General features: G+C 64.6%; 8 protein-coding genes and 1 pseudogene. 4 read left to right on the forward strand and 5 right to left on the reverse strand.

The window, feature by feature from the left end:
• Positions 1-24: 24 nt before the first annotated feature.
• Positions 25-2,925 carry a tetratricopeptide repeat protein gene (locus NQK81_RS05730; RefSeq protein WP_257487361.1) on the reverse strand — a complete coding sequence of 967 codons (2,901 nt, stop codon included), beginning with the start codon at positions 2,923-2,925 and terminating at the stop codon, positions 25-27.
• A 41-nt stretch (positions 2,926-2,966) separates the two neighbouring features.
• Positions 2,967-3,425 (reverse strand): hypothetical protein, encoded by a 459-nt coding sequence (locus NQK81_RS05735; RefSeq protein WP_257487362.1) that lies wholly within the window; start codon positions 3,423-3,425, stop codon positions 2,967-2,969.
• A 1,493-nt stretch (positions 3,426-4,918) separates the two neighbouring features.
• Here NQK81_RS05735 and istA point away from each other — a divergent pair.
• The 4 genes and pseudogenes from istA (at position 4,919) to NQK81_RS05755 (ending at position 9,130) form a co-directional block, all read left to right on the forward strand.
• Positions 4,919-6,547: an IS21 family transposase gene (istA, locus tag NQK81_RS05740; RefSeq protein WP_257485485.1), complete on the forward strand. Its 1,629-nt coding sequence runs from the start codon at positions 4,919-4,921 to the stop codon at positions 6,545-6,547.
• Positions 6,544-7,361: pseudogene (gene istB / locus NQK81_RS05745) on the forward strand (IS21-like element helper ATPase IstB). Before istA ends, istB begins: the two are co-directional and overlap by 4 nt.
• Positions 7,324-8,043, forward strand: a complete 720-nt coding sequence (locus NQK81_RS05750; protein ID WP_257485486.1) for an ankyrin repeat domain-containing protein — start codon at positions 7,324-7,326, stop codon at positions 8,041-8,043. Before istB ends, NQK81_RS05750 begins: the two are co-directional and overlap by 38 nt.
• Positions 8,044-8,146: 103 nt before the next feature.
• Positions 8,147-9,130, forward strand: a complete 984-nt coding sequence (locus tag NQK81_RS05755; protein WP_257487363.1) for a pentapeptide repeat-containing protein — start codon at positions 8,147-8,149, stop codon at positions 9,128-9,130.
• Between the two features lie 320 nt (positions 9,131-9,450).
• On the opposite strand, the gene NQK81_RS05760 is transcribed toward NQK81_RS05755, so the two are convergent.
• Genes NQK81_RS05760 through NQK81_RS05770 form a run of 3 tightly spaced genes read right to left on the reverse strand, consistent with a single transcriptional unit; the run spans position 9,451 to position 14,913 of the window.
• Positions 9,451-10,746, reverse strand: a complete 1,296-nt coding sequence (locus NQK81_RS05760; protein ID WP_257487364.1) for a hypothetical protein — start codon at positions 10,744-10,746, stop codon at positions 9,451-9,453.
• On the reverse strand, positions 10,739-14,140 hold the full coding sequence (locus NQK81_RS05765; RefSeq protein ID WP_257487365.1) for a serine/threonine-protein kinase: 3,402 nt from the start codon (positions 14,138-14,140) through the stop codon (positions 10,739-10,741). Before NQK81_RS05765 ends, NQK81_RS05760 begins: the two co-directional genes overlap by 8 nt.
• Entirely contained in the window at positions 14,140-14,913 is a 774-nt protein-coding gene (locus tag NQK81_RS05770; RefSeq protein WP_257489701.1) for a serine/threonine-protein kinase, read from the reverse strand. The genes NQK81_RS05765 and NQK81_RS05770 overlap by 1 nt, the downstream gene beginning before the upstream one ends.
• Positions 14,914-16,172 lie beyond the last annotated feature (1,259 nt).

Below are 16,172 nucleotides of genomic sequence, written 5' to 3' on the forward strand. Positions count from 1 at the left end.
GTAACCTCTCAAGAGACTAGTCGACTACCGCTTCTTTCCCTTCTTTCTGCGCTTTCCTGGGCCATGCCACAGGATCGGCTGCTTGGCTTTGGCAGCATTGTGTCTGATATTCCTGAGGGCCTCCTTAGTGGCCTGGGTGGTGGGATGGTTCTCACCCAAGACCCGTTGACGTGCAGCGAGGACAGCTCGCATTGTAGTGTCGGATTCTCGGTACCGACCTGCGATTGCGCAGACTATTGCCAGGTTGTGTTGGGTGGTGAGAGTGCTGGGGTGTTCCTCGCCCAGCACCCTCCGCGCGATGTCGAGAACGGCCTGCAACTCAGCCTCCGCTCCCGCGAGATCGCCCCGATCCTGCAGTGCTCCGGCGAGATTGTTTCGGGTGACGAGAGTGTCGGGGTGCTCCTCGCCCAACAGCCTCCGCTCGATGCCGAGAACGGCCTGCAACTCAGCCTCCGCTCCCGCGAGATCGCCCCGGTTCCGTAGTACTCCGGCGAGATTGTTTCGGGTGGTGAGAGTGTCGGGGTGTTCCTCGCCCAGCACCCTCCGCTCGATGCCGAGAACGGCCTGCAACTCAGCCTCCGCTCCCGCGAGATCGCCCCGATCCTGCAGTGCTCCGGCGAGATTGTTTCGGGTGGTGAGAGTGCTGGGGTGTTCCTCGCCCAGCACCCTCCGGCGGAGACCGAGGACGGCCTGCAACTCAGCCTCCGCTCCCGCGAGATCGCCCCGGTTCCGTAGTACTCCGGCGAGATTGTTTCGGGTGACGAGAGTGTCGCGGTGTTCCTCGCCCAGCACCCTCCGCTCGATGCCGAGAACGGCCTGCAACTCAGCCTCCGCTCCCGCGAGATCGCCCCGGTCCCGTAGTGCTCCGGCGAGATTGTTTCGGGTGGTGAGAGTGCTGGGGTGTTCCTCGCCCAGCACCCTCCGGCGGAGACCGAGGACGGCCTGCAACTCAGCCTCCGCTCCCGCGAGATCGCCCCGGTTCCGTAGTACTCCGGCGAGATTGTTTCGGGTGGTGAGAGTGTCGGGGTGTTCCTCGCCCAGCACCCTCCGCTCGATGCCGAGAACGGCCTGCAACTCAGCCTCCGCTCCCGCGAGATCGCCCCGGTCCCGTAGTACTCCGGCGAGATTGTTTCGGGTGACGAGAGTGTCGGGGTGCTCCTCGCCCAGCACCCTCCGCTCGATGCCGAGGACAGCCTGAAACTCAGCCTCCGCTCCCGCGAGATCGCCCCGATCCTGCAGTACTCCGGCGAGATTGTGCCGGGTGGTGAGAGTGTCGGGGTGTTCCTCGCCCAGCACCCTCCGGCGGAGACCGAGGACAGCCTGAAACTCAGCCTCCGCTCCCGCGAGATCTCCCTTGCCCTCAAAGACAAGGGCTATGCCATGGCGTGCCGCGAGCGTGCGTTCGTGTTCGCTGCCGAGGGTGTGGCGGCAGGTCCGCAGCATGGACTGGTACTCGGCTTCGGCTTGTGCGCGCATACCGCGGACGTACAAGTGCCGGGCGGCCAGGTCGACCGTGTGCGCTACGCGGTCGACCAGCGTCGGGTCGATCTCGGTTCGTGCGAGGGCGGGGAGTAGATGAAAAGCGTGCGGAGCGAGCAGGGTCCAGAAGTTCCATCTGGTGTGGTCCTTCGGTGACCAGTCGGGCTCGCCCGCGGCCGAGTCGACCAGCAATCGCGCGGCAGTGGTCAAATAGGCGTCGTCACCGTGGACAGGATCGTGGTAGCGGTGGCTGGCGTCGCGCATCAGTGGGTGCAACCGCAGCACCGGCACAGCAGTGTCGTCAGGGTCCAGGGCGGCGGCGGTCAGAGTGAGAAGGCCAAGGTTCGCCGATTCGTGTAGCAACGTTCCGGCCTGCTCACGGTCCAGCTCGGCGAACACCGGCGAGTCGAACAGGGCACGTTGCCGCAGGATATCGCGGTAAGGCAGTGGGGCGGCAGCGAAGTGGGCGAGCAACCGCATGAACCGGGCCGCCAGTGAGAGGCCTCGCCTCTCCAACAAGCGGACCGCCATCCGCCAGACTTCGTCGACCACCAGAGCGGTGCCGCCGGCCGGATCCTGCGGAGCAGTGTCCATGAGGTCCGCCCGGCCCCGGTCGAGGGCGGCATGGAAGTCCTGGAACGTGATCACGGCACCGTCATCGACCGAGAGGTCATCCACTGACCGAGCAAGATAGAGACCGGCCACTGTCAACGCCAACGGCAACCCGCCCAGCCGTTCGGACAGAGCGCACGCCGCCTTGTGGTCCCCGCCGCGGCCGTGTGTGAGGTCGAGCAGCACTTGGGCACCGTCTGCGGGATTGAGCATGTCCACTGGTATCTGCCGCAGCCGCGGGCCCGCATGTGTCCGGCCACCGCCGCGCCTGCTGGTCACCAAGACCAGACCAGTCTGGTTAAGGACGGGGCGGATCCACCCGTCTGCCCAACCCGCCCCGTCCGCGGTAACGTCGAACCCCTCGGGGTCGTCGGCGTTGTCGACGACCAATAGCCACGGCTGAGTTTGTGCATTCAACCGGCGCCACACCGCTTCTGCTGCATCGTCGGCCTGGAGTTCCTCTGTGCTGGCCCCGATCAAACGCCCGACGGCGTGTATGCCCGCCACCAGCCGCGCATGGTCGACCGCGGACACCCACCAGACGTCCACTCCTTTGGCCGACAGTTTTCGTCCTACCGCCGCGGCGATCGAGGTCTTCCCGCTGCCTCCCAACCCGTGCAGCAGAAGGGAACGCCCGCCGTCGCCGGCACCCTCGAAACTGTCGAGCAGTTCCTGAACGACCCGGCCCCGGCCACGCAGGTACTCGCCCCCGATGATGTCCGGTGGCACGGCCACCGACTGGGCGAAAGCCGCCCGCTCCACCGAGAATGGCACTGCGGGACTCGTCCCGAAGTCACCGATGGCGCCTGCTGCGACACCGCCCGAACCGGCCATGTAGATGGTCTTGGCGTGAAGGGTTGTCCCCCCGGGAACAGTCAGTCCTGATCCGTCCCGGGCTGGGGAGGGTTTCCCGACGTCGACACGTTTCCGTGGATCACCTGCGCCGCGACACCGCCCGAGGTCGCCGATGTCGTGGAATCACGACCGACGACGACACTGTGGTCACCGGTGACCGCCGTGACCGACACCCCGTCCGCCTTCGACTGCTCCACTACATCGCGCAGCTCGTCGGCGGACTCGGGGTGGTCTTCCAGTACGTCGCGCAATCGTGTTGCCCACTCCGTCGCGCGTACCTCCCGCGCCTGCTGCAACTCCGTACCCGTCAAGGGCAGCAACTCCGTGTGAGTACGTTCCAGACGCCCTTCCACCACCACTGCCTGCTGCTGGTCGCCACGGCCCAGGAATCGAGCGAACCTCTCCTTTGTCTTCGTCCACGCATCCGTGGCCGCGGCCTCCACCAGCGCCGTGCCACCCGCGGCCGCCAACGCGACCAACGCTTCCTCCAACACGAAACCTCCCTGACGACTCAAAGCTCGACGAGTGCCGAAACCTACGCCTAGGATCGCTAGCCGGTAACCCACTGTTACGAGCCCGGCCACCATGGGGCCCGCACACTCGGCAAGCCACCACCATGCTGAGGACACCTGCTCAATGAGCTGGGCCATAACCTCATAGGGCAGGCCGACATAGACACCGCCATTGGCTACTACACCCTTGCCTGCGACAGTTACCAACGACTCGCAGGCCCACCAACCACGACAGGCTGAACTTGCACAACAACCTGGCCCACGTATGCGAGTTTGCGGGTGACCTTGCGCGGGCGACCTCTCTATCCGAGGTCACTCTTGCCGACAACGAGCGGGTGCTAGGGCCCGACCACCCCAGGACTCAGATCATCTGCGCGAACCTCGTCAGGGCACGAACGACCTGGAGCTGCCTCCATACGATCGTTACGGAACGGCCTACCTTGGTGCCGAATGCCCGCTCATCGGCATGAGCGGACAGTCGCGTCCGCAGGAAAGTGTCCGTCAAGGCAAGCGTCGGATGAGTCCGCACGAGTGCCAGGCCACGGCAGCCTTCCGCGTGATACTCCAACGCGACGACAGGTCCGGCCTTACGGTCGTCGACCGTAAGTAGGGTCGCCTGTTCGCGGTAGACATCGACAATGAGGTCCGAACCCCGTGTGTACCGAATACGGACGCTCTGCTGAAGCAAGTCCCAGGAGAGAGGTAGGCAAGGGCCGCCAGTCGTAACACCGTGTCATTGAGGTCTGAAGGCTCCATGACCATCCAGGCTGAGCACGAACGCGCCGAACACCAAACCAGATGAACCACGGCGTTGTGCCTGTGCCCGCCGACCGGACAGGCTTGCTGGCATGACGGACACGGACCGGCTACAGGCGATGATCGACGAACTCCGGCGAATGCGGGAGCACTGTGAACCCAAGACAAACCAGAACCCGAGATACCTGCGGTACTCGAACCCAGTAAGCGCCCTGCGATGGATCATCGACGACCTAGCCTCAGAGAGCCAAGCCTGAACCCAGCAGGGCCGCGCCTCTCAGCCACATCGCGGCATGACAGGGCGTTTGGCGAGGAGCCGCAGCGCTCGTTGGTCCAGGGCACGGAATTGCCAGGGGCGGGAGCTGTTACGGCGTGCCCGATGGGCGATACTGAGACGTGACCGATGGGGTGGAACGAGCGCGGCATCGGCTTCCTGTCCTCAAGTGGTGGTGGGTAGCGGCTGCTGCTGCCACCGCAATTCTCCTGACGGGCGGGGCGATCTGGTTGTTGCTGGTCGTGTTGGGCAGGCAAGCGAGCACTGAGGAGGCAAAAGCCCAGCTGGAGGTGGTTTTGTCTGCGTGATGTGACCGCGAATGTTCGTCTGTTGCGACCGCGGCCGGTGCGGTTGCGAAGTTGGTGTTCGTGAGATTTGACCGCGGGTGAACCCTTGCAGTGGGCGGCTACGTGTGCATGGCGGAGCACGTATGTCCCCACTGTCGAAGGTAGAGCTCTACGCGGCGATCCGCCGGGACGCCCGGGCTGGTATGTCCGGGCGTGCTTTGGAGCGGAAGTACAACGTCGGCCGACGTACGGTGGTCAAGGCGTTGACGTCGGCGTGGCCGGAGCCGAGGAAGAAGCCACCGCCTCGCCCGTCAAAGCTGGACTCGTTCAAGTCGGTGATCGACGAAATCCTGCGCGCTGATCTGGATGCGCCGCGGAAACAGCGGCACACGGTGAAGCGGATCTTCGACCGGTTGATCGACGAACACGCCATGGCCGACGTGTCGTATCAGGTCGTCCGCGCCTACGTCGCGATCCGCAAGCCTGAGATCCGGACCGAGGTCGGCCGCGGCCCTGCCGAGGTGTTCATACCGCAGTCGCATCGGCCGGGGCAGGAGGCGGAGGTCGACTTCGGTGAGGTGGCCGTGCGGCGGCGCGGCACGCTCGTGACGTGTTTCCTGTTCTCGCTGCGGCTGTCCTTTTCCGGCAAGGCCGTCCACAAGATTTCCCTGTCGGGTGGACAGGAGGCGTTCTTCGAGGGGCACGAGCATGCGTTCCGGGTGCTCGGTGGTGTCCCGCTTGGCCAGATCCGCTATGACAATCTCAAGGCCGCGGTCGTCGCCCAGGTGCTGGGGTTCTCGCGGCAGCGGGTGGAAACCGAGCGGTGGACCGCGTTCCGGTCGCATTGGGCTATCGAGCCCTTCTACTGCCAGCCCGGTTCGCAGGGCGCGCACGAGAAGGGCGGGGTCGAGGGCCAGATCGGATGGTTCCGCCGCACTCACCTCGTCCCGGTTCCCGAGGTTGGCTCGCTGGCCGAGCTCAACGCCTGCGTTGACGCTTGGGACGTCGCCGATGAGACCCGCCGGATCGGGGCGCGGCCACGCACGGTCGGCGAGATGTTCTCGATCGAGGCGCCGCTGCTGCGGCCGTTGCCGGACGAGCCGTTCGAGATCGGCCGCTGGTTCACCCCGCGGGTCGACCGGTTCAGCCAGATCAGCATCCGCACCAACCGCTACTCGGTGCCGGTTCGGGTGATCGGGCGCCGGGTCCGGGTGCTGCTGCATGCCTCCGAGCTGATCGTGTTCGACGGCCGCACCGAGGTCGCCCGGCACGAACGGCTGCTGGCCAAGGCCGGCAGCCGTCTCGAGCTGGACCACTACCTCGAAGCGCTGGTCCGCAAGCCCGGCGCATTGCCCGGGGCGACCGCCCTCGAGCAGGCTCGCGCGGCGGGCAAGTTCACGCCGGTGCACGACGCCTGGTGGGCCGCTGCCCGCAAGACCCACGGCGACCGCGACGGCACCCGCGCGCTGATCCAGGTCCTGCTGCTGCACCGGCACATGACCCACGAACACGTCGTCGCCGGTCTGGCCGCGGCGCTGCGCGCCGGCGCTTTGACCGCGGACGCGGTCGCGCTCGAAGCCCGTAAGGCCGCCGACACCGACATCACACCACCGTCGGCCTCCGACCGGGTCGTCCCGGCCGCGGCGGTGGCCTCGCTGACCGAACGGCGGCTGACCCAGCTGCCGCCCGACACCCGGCCGCTGCCGTCGGTGGCGATCTACGACCAGCTGCTGCCCAGCCACCGAACTCCCAGAGAAGGGACAAACACATGACCGCTCAACGCCATCGCGGCCTGACCGAGCAAGCTGCCGACGCCGCAGTCGATCAGGCCTGCCGCCTGCTGCGCCTGCCCACCATCCGCACCCAGTTCCCCGACATCGCCGAGGCGGCGACCCGGGAGCAGATGTCCTACCGCGGGTTCCTCGCCGAGTTGCTCATGGCCGAATGCGACGACCGAGCCCGTCGCCGCTCCGAGCGCCGCATCAAAGCAGCCGCGTTCCCGCGGGAGAAGTCGTTGCGCGCCTTCGACTTCGAAGCAAACCCCAGCGTCGACCCGGCCGTCATCCACACTCTCGCCACTTGCGAATGGGTCAAGAAAGGCCTGCCGCTCTGCCTGATCGGCGACTCCGGCACCGGCAAGTCCCACCTGCTCATCGCACTGGGCACCGAGCCGCGATGGCCGGGTTCCGGGTCCGCTACACCCTGGCCACCAAGCTGGTCAACGAGCTGGTCGAGGCCGCCGACGACATGGTGCTCGCCAAGACCATCGCCCGCTACGGCCGCGTCGACCTGCTCTGCATCGACGAGCTCGGCTACATGGAACTCGACCGCCGCGGCGCCGAACTGCTCTTCCAGGTTCTCACCGAACGCGAAGAGAAGGCGTCCGTCGCGATCGCCTCCAACGAAAGCTTCGGCGGCTGGACCAAAACCTTCACCGACCCACGGCTCTGCGCCGCCATCGTCGACCGCCTCACTTTCGGCGGCAACATCATCGAAACCGGCACCGACTCCTATCGCCTCGCCCACAGCCGAGCCCAGGCAGAGGACCATGACCAGCAACGCTCCAAGCCCGCGAAGCGGCGATGACACCTTCGACCTGATCGATGAGGCCTTGGCCACCCTCGCTGAACGCCGCCGCTGCTGGCTCGGCGACGACCTCGCCACGATCGCCCTGGTCGTTAGCCTGATCGAACAGGCCGAACGATTTCTGCCGCAGCTAGTGCACGACGCACGAGCCAGCGGCAGCGCCTGGCACGAGATTGGCCACGCCCTCGGCACCAGCCCCGATGACGCGCAGCTCCGTTTCGACCCCGGGACACCGATCGCGGACAGCCGCTGGCCTCACGAGCACAGGTCGAGATCGCCGCAACCCAGCGACTTCTCATCTGCCTCGGCCGGATATCGTGCGACAGAACCAGCATCGATCTTGCAGAGGCACGCCATGTCCTGGTCACCAGCTCACCAAGCCATCGAACTCGAAGACCTACCCCGGCTACGAGACCTCCTCGATGCCGGTCACGACATCGAGGACGACAACGGCGACGGCTGGACCCTTCTCCGCCACGCCATCGACGTCGAACACGACGGTCACATCCAGACCGGCGAGCCGCTACACGCCGACGCTACCGCGTTCCTGCTCGCTCGCGGGGCCGACCCACTCCGGCGCTGCAACGGCATCCCGGTCGTCGAGGAGGCAGAAAGCCGCGGGCATTGGCTCGCCGCCGAAATCATGCACAGCTGGATCAACCGAGGACACCAGCCGCCCTAGCCTCACCAGCGCGGTCAATTCCCACCAACATTGATCATGAACTCGACCCGCAAGTGCGGTCACAACCCACGAACATCTGCGGTCAACTCAAACAGTCATAGCCATGGAGGCGATCCGTACCGCGCTGACTGTCGGCGTGGGAACCGGTGGGGCGTTCGCTCTGTGGATGGCCGCCCGCAGGCAGCGGTCCACAGAGGTTCAGCTGCACGAGAGTGCTAGAGCTGCGGACGCCGCTGAACTCGACTCGCGTGAGCGACGGCTGACGGACCTCTACGTCCAAGCGGTGGAACAGATCGGCTCTGACAAGGCAGCGGTCCGACTCGGCGGGCTCTACGCACTCGAACGGCTAGCGTGGGATGACGTCGATCGCCGCGCGGTTGTGATCAACGTGCTCTGTTCCTACCTGCGGATGCCGTATCTCGTCCCGGAGCAACTCAAGAACGGGCGATACCGGCTTCCTGCTGCTTCCGATCTGCGACAGCATGAGGAGTGGCAAGTCCGGATCACCGTCCAGCACCTTCTCGGAAACCTGCTTCGGGATCAACCGTACGACCTGGACCTCCGTGGAGCGACCCTCATTGAGTTCGACCTCAGGGAATGCGCGATCGGCAAGGCACTCTTTCACGACGCCCAGTTCATCTCCACTCCGAAGTTCATGGGCGCGACATTCCATGACGAGGTTTGGGTTTTCGACACGTCGTTCGATACCGTTGCGCGGCTGGAAGGTGCGACCTTCCTCGATCGGGCCATCTTCACCCGCTGCGCGTTCTATAAACTATGCCTCCAGGACGCCGCCTTCGCGGGCGGTGCGTCCTTCATTCAGTCGAAATTTGCAGGAAAGGCGGACATGTCACAGGTGACGTTTAAGTCAGGCATCGAGTTCGAGGACTGTGTGCTCGACATGGACCGCTACGCGGCTGAAGGGATGCGAGAGCGCGGCTGGGAATCGCCCGAGATCGATCTCACCGGCGCCGTGGCGGATGTGTCATCGCTCGGTACACCGGTGACGTTGCCGTCTGGCTGGCAACTCCAGGGATCGAGCATCGTTCGCGCGGCGACGCTTGAGCCGAAGCCCTCCAGCGCATGACGGTGAATGAGACGCCGCATCGTCGATGAGCAAACGAGGCCGGCTCCAGGGAAGCAGTCGCCCCGCAGCGTCCCCTGTAACCACTTCGAGTTCACCGAAGCCCAGTTGAAGATGCTCGTCTCGGCGCGCGCCCGCTCTCTCAAGCGCTCGACCTGCGGCATTTGAGCGCATTCAGCAAACTCCCGGTAAGCGGCATGAGAGTGAATTGCTATATGGTCACCTCAAATGGAATTTCACGCCGAACCGCAAGCTGGCAAGGCCTAGCGCGGTACATGACGCCACCAGATCTGTACCGCGCCCTCCGACCCCAGCCAGTGGAATTAGCGGCGCCGCGCGGAACCCTCACCCACAATCTGGGACAGGAAGCTCTCGTACACCTGATCCACCTCGTCAGGCACCGCCACAACGCTTCCCTCATAGTCGCGGAACGGCCGACCGGCACCTCGGTATGACAGCCAGGGAAAGTCGGACTCGACCCAGTAGCTGTCGTACACCAGCAGGTTCCGCGGATTCTCCTCCGGCCGGTACAACGTCAGCCTGTTCCTGCCCCGCTGCGCCAGCCGGTTAAGTGCCGCATCGGTCACCTCGTCGCACTCAGGTACCACAAGCGTGACCTCGACATGCGACCGCAACCGCTGTTCGAGCCTGCTGAGGAAGGTTGCGTCCACCACCGAGCAGACTGCGCGGCCAGTCGCGATCAGAAGGCGAGAGCCAGCGGTCTGCAATGCTGCCGTCAGCACGAGCGGATGGTCGAGGAGACCGATCCCGCACACGCGTGGCGAATTCTCTTCCAGTGGCCCGCCCTGAGCCGGATACACACGTTGCATTTCCAGGTGCCGAGGCAGGCCTGGACGCGGCTCCGAGCGCTCCACGCTGAAGCCGATTTTTTCCATCCCGCCCAGCTTGTTCAACACCGATTCGTGCTTGTCACTCTGATCGCCGTCTACGACAACTGCGGTCTCGACGTCTCCGCTTTCCGGATCTCCGTAGACCAGCACGTCGACCGGCATGTACTTGTAGGTCGACGGAGTGACGTCGATGACGTCCAGCACGTCAATCGACGCACCTCGGCCAGGCGAACGAAGGATCGAGTTCACCGCCGCCGGGCTAACGTCCTCTCTCTTGATACGCGTTGTGTGCTGACCGGGCAACAAAATGCGGCCTTCCGCCACCGCGACCGCCTTGTTGATCAGCTCTCGGTTCTCGTATGTCGCGACCGACCAGGTGAGACGGTCGAAGACGACTTTGAAGGTCTTCCGGATCGGCCGAACCGACTCGTGCTCGACAGCAAGCTGCTTCCCGCGAACGGTCAGCGCCAGCTCACCTGGATGGTCTCCGAAAGCCACCGCGCCCTCCCGGTACTGGTCGGCGACCGCCGCCTCGACCAGATCATGATCAAGACCGAGGAACGCAGCCATTTCCTCCGAGTCCCCCACCCCGACGTTGAGCAGTCGCAGCACGAACTCGTCCAGGAGAGGAAGTTGCTTGACCTCTTGCGCCAGCACATCGGTCGAGATGACGGTGACCGGGACAGCCGCCTTCTCGATGCCGAGCAGGGCCAGCCCTGGACGGTCACCGCTGAACCGTTTCGTGAGCAGCTCCTCCGGGTTAGGCACCGTCCACCACCTCGCAGTCTTCCGGATGCTTCTCGATGTATCGCAGGACTTCCCGCAATTTGCTATCCGCAGAACGGCAGAACTCGGCGTCGCCCACGATGGTCAGACCGAACCGCGCACGCGACACCGCCACGTTGATGCGCCGCCAGTGCTCCGATCCGAGAAATCCTGTCCTAAGCTTGGAATTGCTGCGCGTCACGGAGAAAATCGCGACATCGCATTGCCGTCCCTGCACCGCATCCACGGACAAGACGTCAACGTGCAACCGCTCGAAGCTCATGGACGACAGCCGTCGCTTCATCTCGGCCATTTGCCGCCGGTAAGGAGCAATGAGCAGCACCTCGAGCTTGCCGTCGGACTCAGGCGCGCGGACCACGCCCTTGGCGATGGCGTTCTCCAACGTCTGCAACCGATCAAAAACGATCTTGACCTCGGTCCGGTTGGCATAACTGATCCCGCCTGGTCCGGGGGTCTCCCTCCGCGCCTCGCCAAGCCGGGAGGTGTCCAGCCAGCGGACCGGTTTGCCAAGCAGCTCGTAACCAGGCAGCCCGGTGGTGCGCGGAGAGTTGAGCTTTCCCTCGTAGAAGCAGGTGGACACCAAGTTCCCAATCGGCGCGACCATGCGGTACTGGTCGCGCAGCCGGAACTTCGAGTGCTCCGGCAACCGGTCGGAGAACCACTTGAACAACGTCTCCTGGACCAGTTCCTGGTCGATGTCGTGCTCTTCGAGGATTTCCCGTGATCGCAGGAGTTCCTCCTCCTGAGGCGGGAGCTGGTTGATGTCCCCGACCAGAATCGCCCTCCGTGACCGCGACAACGGCACCAGGGCCTCCGTCGCGGTGGCCTTGGATGCTTCGTCCAATATGCAGAGATCGATCTCCAAATCGCGAGCGGCGCGTTGCCCCACGAACCCGACACAGGTGCCGGCGACGACCTTGGCCGTGCCGAGGAAGGCCTCGGCGAGCCGGTGATCGGACTTCGTCCGCTGAAGCCATTCAGCCTGCAGTTCGACAAGGTCGAGTAGTCGTTGAATCGAAGTCGACGCGCCGAGTATCGCCTCCGCAGCCTCGAGAGCGGTGCTCGCGGAGAAATCTGGAAGCAGTGTCAGGTCACCCCTGATGTGTTCGACAGCCTCGTTGTACAGCTGTTCGGACCTCGTCGTGAGGTCGTCGACGCGCTCCTGGAGATGGCTGTCGTCCTCAACGATCTCCAGCGTCGTGGCCAGTTCGGTGGTGCTGCTCTTGCCCTGCGCGCGGCGGTCGATCTCGATTTCGACCGCCGCGCGCTCTGTCGCAACTTCCGAGAGCTGACGCAATGCCAGCGCGGCACGCAGGTGCCGCACGTCCACGCCCTCCCGATCGGCGAGCTTCTCCAGGTGCCGCTGAGCGCTGCGTCGGATTCTTTCCGACCACTTCGCCATCCGCTGGTCCAGCAGGAGATGCCGGACAGAGGGATCCACCCTCGGGTCGTCGGGATGGCCAAGCCGGACAATGCCCGAGACGCCAGCCTGCTCCAACCGCGTCAACGCGTTGTCAACCGCCACATGTGTCTGACTGACGATGAGGATGCGTGCATCCGGCCTATCCCGCAACGCCTGCATCACGATCTCGGCGATGAGATCGGTCTTGCCGGTGCCAGGAGGACCTTCCACCAGGAGCACGTCGGCGACGCCGAGCGCTGACTCTACAGCCGCTCGTTTGCTTTCGTCGAGGTCCTTACTCCAATCCTTGACCTCGCGCGGAGCAGGTGGGTCCACGAGTTCCGGATTCCGGATCTTGTCACGCAGCTCCGGCCGTGCAGCGGTTCCGTCCCGGAAGGCGGAGACGGCGTCGCGCTGCCGCTGCAGGGCTTTGGTGGCCGGTCCCAGGTATGGCCGCACCACTCCCGTGCGAGGAAGGCCTGTGATGGATTTGCTGCCGCGCAACGTGAGGCTGGCGTCCTCTTGGCTGATGATTTGGCCGTACACGATCGGTCGCCCCGACTCGTTGATGATCTCCCAGTCGGTGGCGATGAGGTCCTCCTCGACCGGTTCGCCGAGGGTAAGATCGACTTCGCGGCCGCGCAGGTGACGATTGGTGTAAGTGATCGTCATCTGGGATCCGCGGGCGAGGTCTTCGCGAGCCTGAAGGACCTTGTTCCACTCTTCGAGGATGTCCAGACCGTCGTATCCAGCCGTGAGGTCGCCGTGCCGCTGCTGGTCTTTCTGCTCGTCGTGATCATCGAGCGCACGCAGCAGATCGTCGCTCCCTGTCACGGACCGTTGACGGTTCCGCGGCTCAGCGAAGACGCACGAGGCGAAGTCCGCAATGTTCAGGGCGTGCTTGCGGAAGCGTTCGAGCTGCTCATACTCGAGCAGCCTGGCTCCGGTGACCACCAACGCGGGTAGCCGGTCCAGCTTCACCGTGAGCTTCCACTGCTTGCCAGTGATGGAGACGGTGGATCGGTCAGCTGCGCGCTTGGCCGGGTCATACCGATACTCGGCGTGCACATCGTCGCTGAGATCTTGCTGGACAACAGCCTCTGCAGTGGCACCTGGCTCGTGTGGGTGAGCCAGGAGCTGCTGCTTCGCGGCGTTGGTGAGCGCTAGCCACAGCATGCTCCGGTTCTCGACAGGAAGAGCAGCACGTCCACGCAGCACGTTGCTCAACTCGTCCGCGAAGACTGCTCCGTAGGCCGGACGCTGGGCGCTGTCAGTGTCAACGCACCGGGCGAGCAGCTTGCGCACGTCCGGCGGCACGTTGATCGCCTGCAGGGCTGGCATGATGTCGGAGAAGTTCCGCAAAGGCTCTTTATGCAGCGAGCGGATCAGCAGGACGCCCATCGAGTACACGTCACGCACGTACTTGCCGGCTCCGTCCTGCTCCGGCGGCGTGTAGACGCCGGAATGAGAAGCGATGAGCGTGTGCTCGCTGGGGGTCCCTTGCGCGACCTTCGCGATGCCGAAGTCGGCTAACAGCGGCGTGCCCGACTCCGTGACCAGGACATTCTCCGGTTTGATGTCGCGATGCTCAACTCCCTTAAGATGGGCGTACGACAGCGCCTGCGCCAGCGGGACCGCGATCGCGTTCGCGAGTTCGTCCCACTCGTAGGGACCTTTGTCCTCCAGGATGCTGAATAGCGAGTCCTCGACCCAGTCGAGGATCAGAAAGTGCGCGTTCCGCTCTTGGTCGACCCCGGCGTTCTTCAGCCGGACGATGTTGGGGTTGCTCAGCTTGCGCAGGCTTTCCAGCTCTCTGCGGATGGCCAGTTCGCGCTTCTCATTGTCGGTCCGTTCCACCAGCTTGACTGCGACCGTTGTCGCGTCGTGTGAGTCAATCGCCTTATAGACGACGGCGAACCCGCCGCGCCGAGCCGGTTGTTGCACGAGGACATAACGCCCTCCCACCAACTCCATCAGTTGCCGCCTCCCGAGGTGAGCAGTTCGCGGAACTCGCGGATGCTCTGCGGCCGCGCGGCTGGATCCTTCTGCGTCGTGGCAAGGACGATCGACCGCCACGGCTCGTCCTCCGGCACGCAAGAAGCCGGGTTCCACGCTTCCTCGCCGGTCCGCGCCCAACCGATGATCTGGCCCAGGCTGTAGAGGTCGGCACTCGCCGTAGCCTCGTGAGCGTCGATCGCCTGTTCCGGCGCCGCGAAGCCAAAGGAGCCGAACGGCTGGTCCGTCGTGGTCCGGCCGGTGTGCGTGGTCTCGCCGCGCGGACGCCTGCCCAAGCCCCAATCCGCGACCACCCAGCGCCCGTCCACCGACAATAGGTTAGCGGGCTTCAGATCCCGGTGCAGCCAGCCCACCTGGTGCGCGGCTTCCAGCGCGGCGCACACCGCCGTAATCAGCGAACTGAGCCCCTCATCCGTCGCTACATCGGACTTGAAATCTTCGGCATTGCCTTGAGCCAAGGGCATAACGAACCAGTCGTGCATCATGCCGTAGTCAAGTACCGGCATGATGTTGTCGTGGCTGGGGAATTTCAGTCCGAAGTCAATCTCCCGGTTCATCCTCGCCACCGCATCGACCCCCCAGGAGGTCAGCCGTTTTAGGGCTACCTCAATGCCAGTCGCCTTGTGCGTCGCGTGGAACACCCGCGCTTGCCCACCTTCTCCCAACGGCCGCGCGGCCAACCGGTAGTCAGCCTTATTGTTCCTCGGGTGATCGCCCAGAACTTCTTTCATCACGCCTCTCTCCTCGCGCCTGCACATCGCGCACGAAGTCCGAGACATTACCGATCTTCGGCACAGTGATTATGACGATTCGGAAGATTTCGCGGTGAACCGAGCCCTTCCAGCACTCGCAGGCGCGGCGCACCGGTTCACGACTGCGAAACCCCCGTCAAGCTGACACACGACCAGCCCGGACCACCGATCTGACGACACAGCTCAAGACGCCAACAGACGACTACAGCACCTCGTCCGCAGCAGCATGAACGCCTCTTCGTGCTGCTGCGCACGCATGCCGCCTCGGGCGCGGCGAGCAGATGAGCCTAGAACCTTACCTCAGTCTCAAGGCAACCCCTTTGAAGCTGGCCACACTCGATCGGCACACCATGGACTCCGCCCGCAGGGGATCGGCGGGCGTCGGTATGCCCGTCATCAGAACCGCGCAGTAGTCCCCCGAACTGCTGGGCAATTCCGGTCTTGAACAGGGCCGTGCCCGTCCTCGCTGTGACCATCTCTTGCAGTAGCACGCCGGTCGATATAGTGGCGGTGAAACAGCAAGAGCGTCGAACAAAAGCCCAGTTGGCGAGATGGCTTTGCGCGCCGCGGTCTGGGCTGACCGGCTGGGGTCTCCCGGCGGGTTCGTTCGGCACGGGGTAGGGCGATGGCCGGTGACGACCGAGGCAGCGTGCCTTTCCTGGTTTAGCATCCAATGACGTCCCTGGGCTCGACCATCGACCATCTGCACTCGCTGTACGCCCTGGCCGTGAACTCGGGATACCTGCACCTCCACGCGCTCGCGTCGGTAACACGAGGAGCGCTGGAGGCTCGCCGAGCCGCCGGCACGCGACGAACGCATCCGCCGCGCCCCATGCTGGGCCGGCAGGGACATTAGGACAGCAAAGCTGCGGTCGGTGCCGGACACCGCGTCCTAGCCCCGCTGAAGGAACGCATCGACAAGCTAAACACCGCAGCACGGTCGCGCGGCCTGGAGCCTCAAGCGATCAAGAACGAGTTCAGTAGCGGGGCGGCTGTCGAGACTGCCAAAGCTCTCCTCTGGCCAGGAAGAACGAGGCCCTGGCGCTGACGATCTCTGTCGATCCGGCCGTCGACGCCGCTGCCAGGCTATTCGACCTGCGCCCTCGCGGACGCTAGACCGAACAAGCCGTGCTGGAGCCAACCAACCGCAAGTGAGTTGGTGGGTGGCCAAGATTAGTTGACGGGAGATTCGGCGTTCGAGAACCACAGATGTCGCGTTAGGTGGCGTTGCGTTGAGC

This window comes from Amycolatopsis roodepoortensis (genome assembly GCF_024628825.1).
GTDB lineage: Bacteria > Actinomycetota > Actinomycetes > Mycobacteriales > Pseudonocardiaceae > Amycolatopsis > Amycolatopsis roodepoortensis.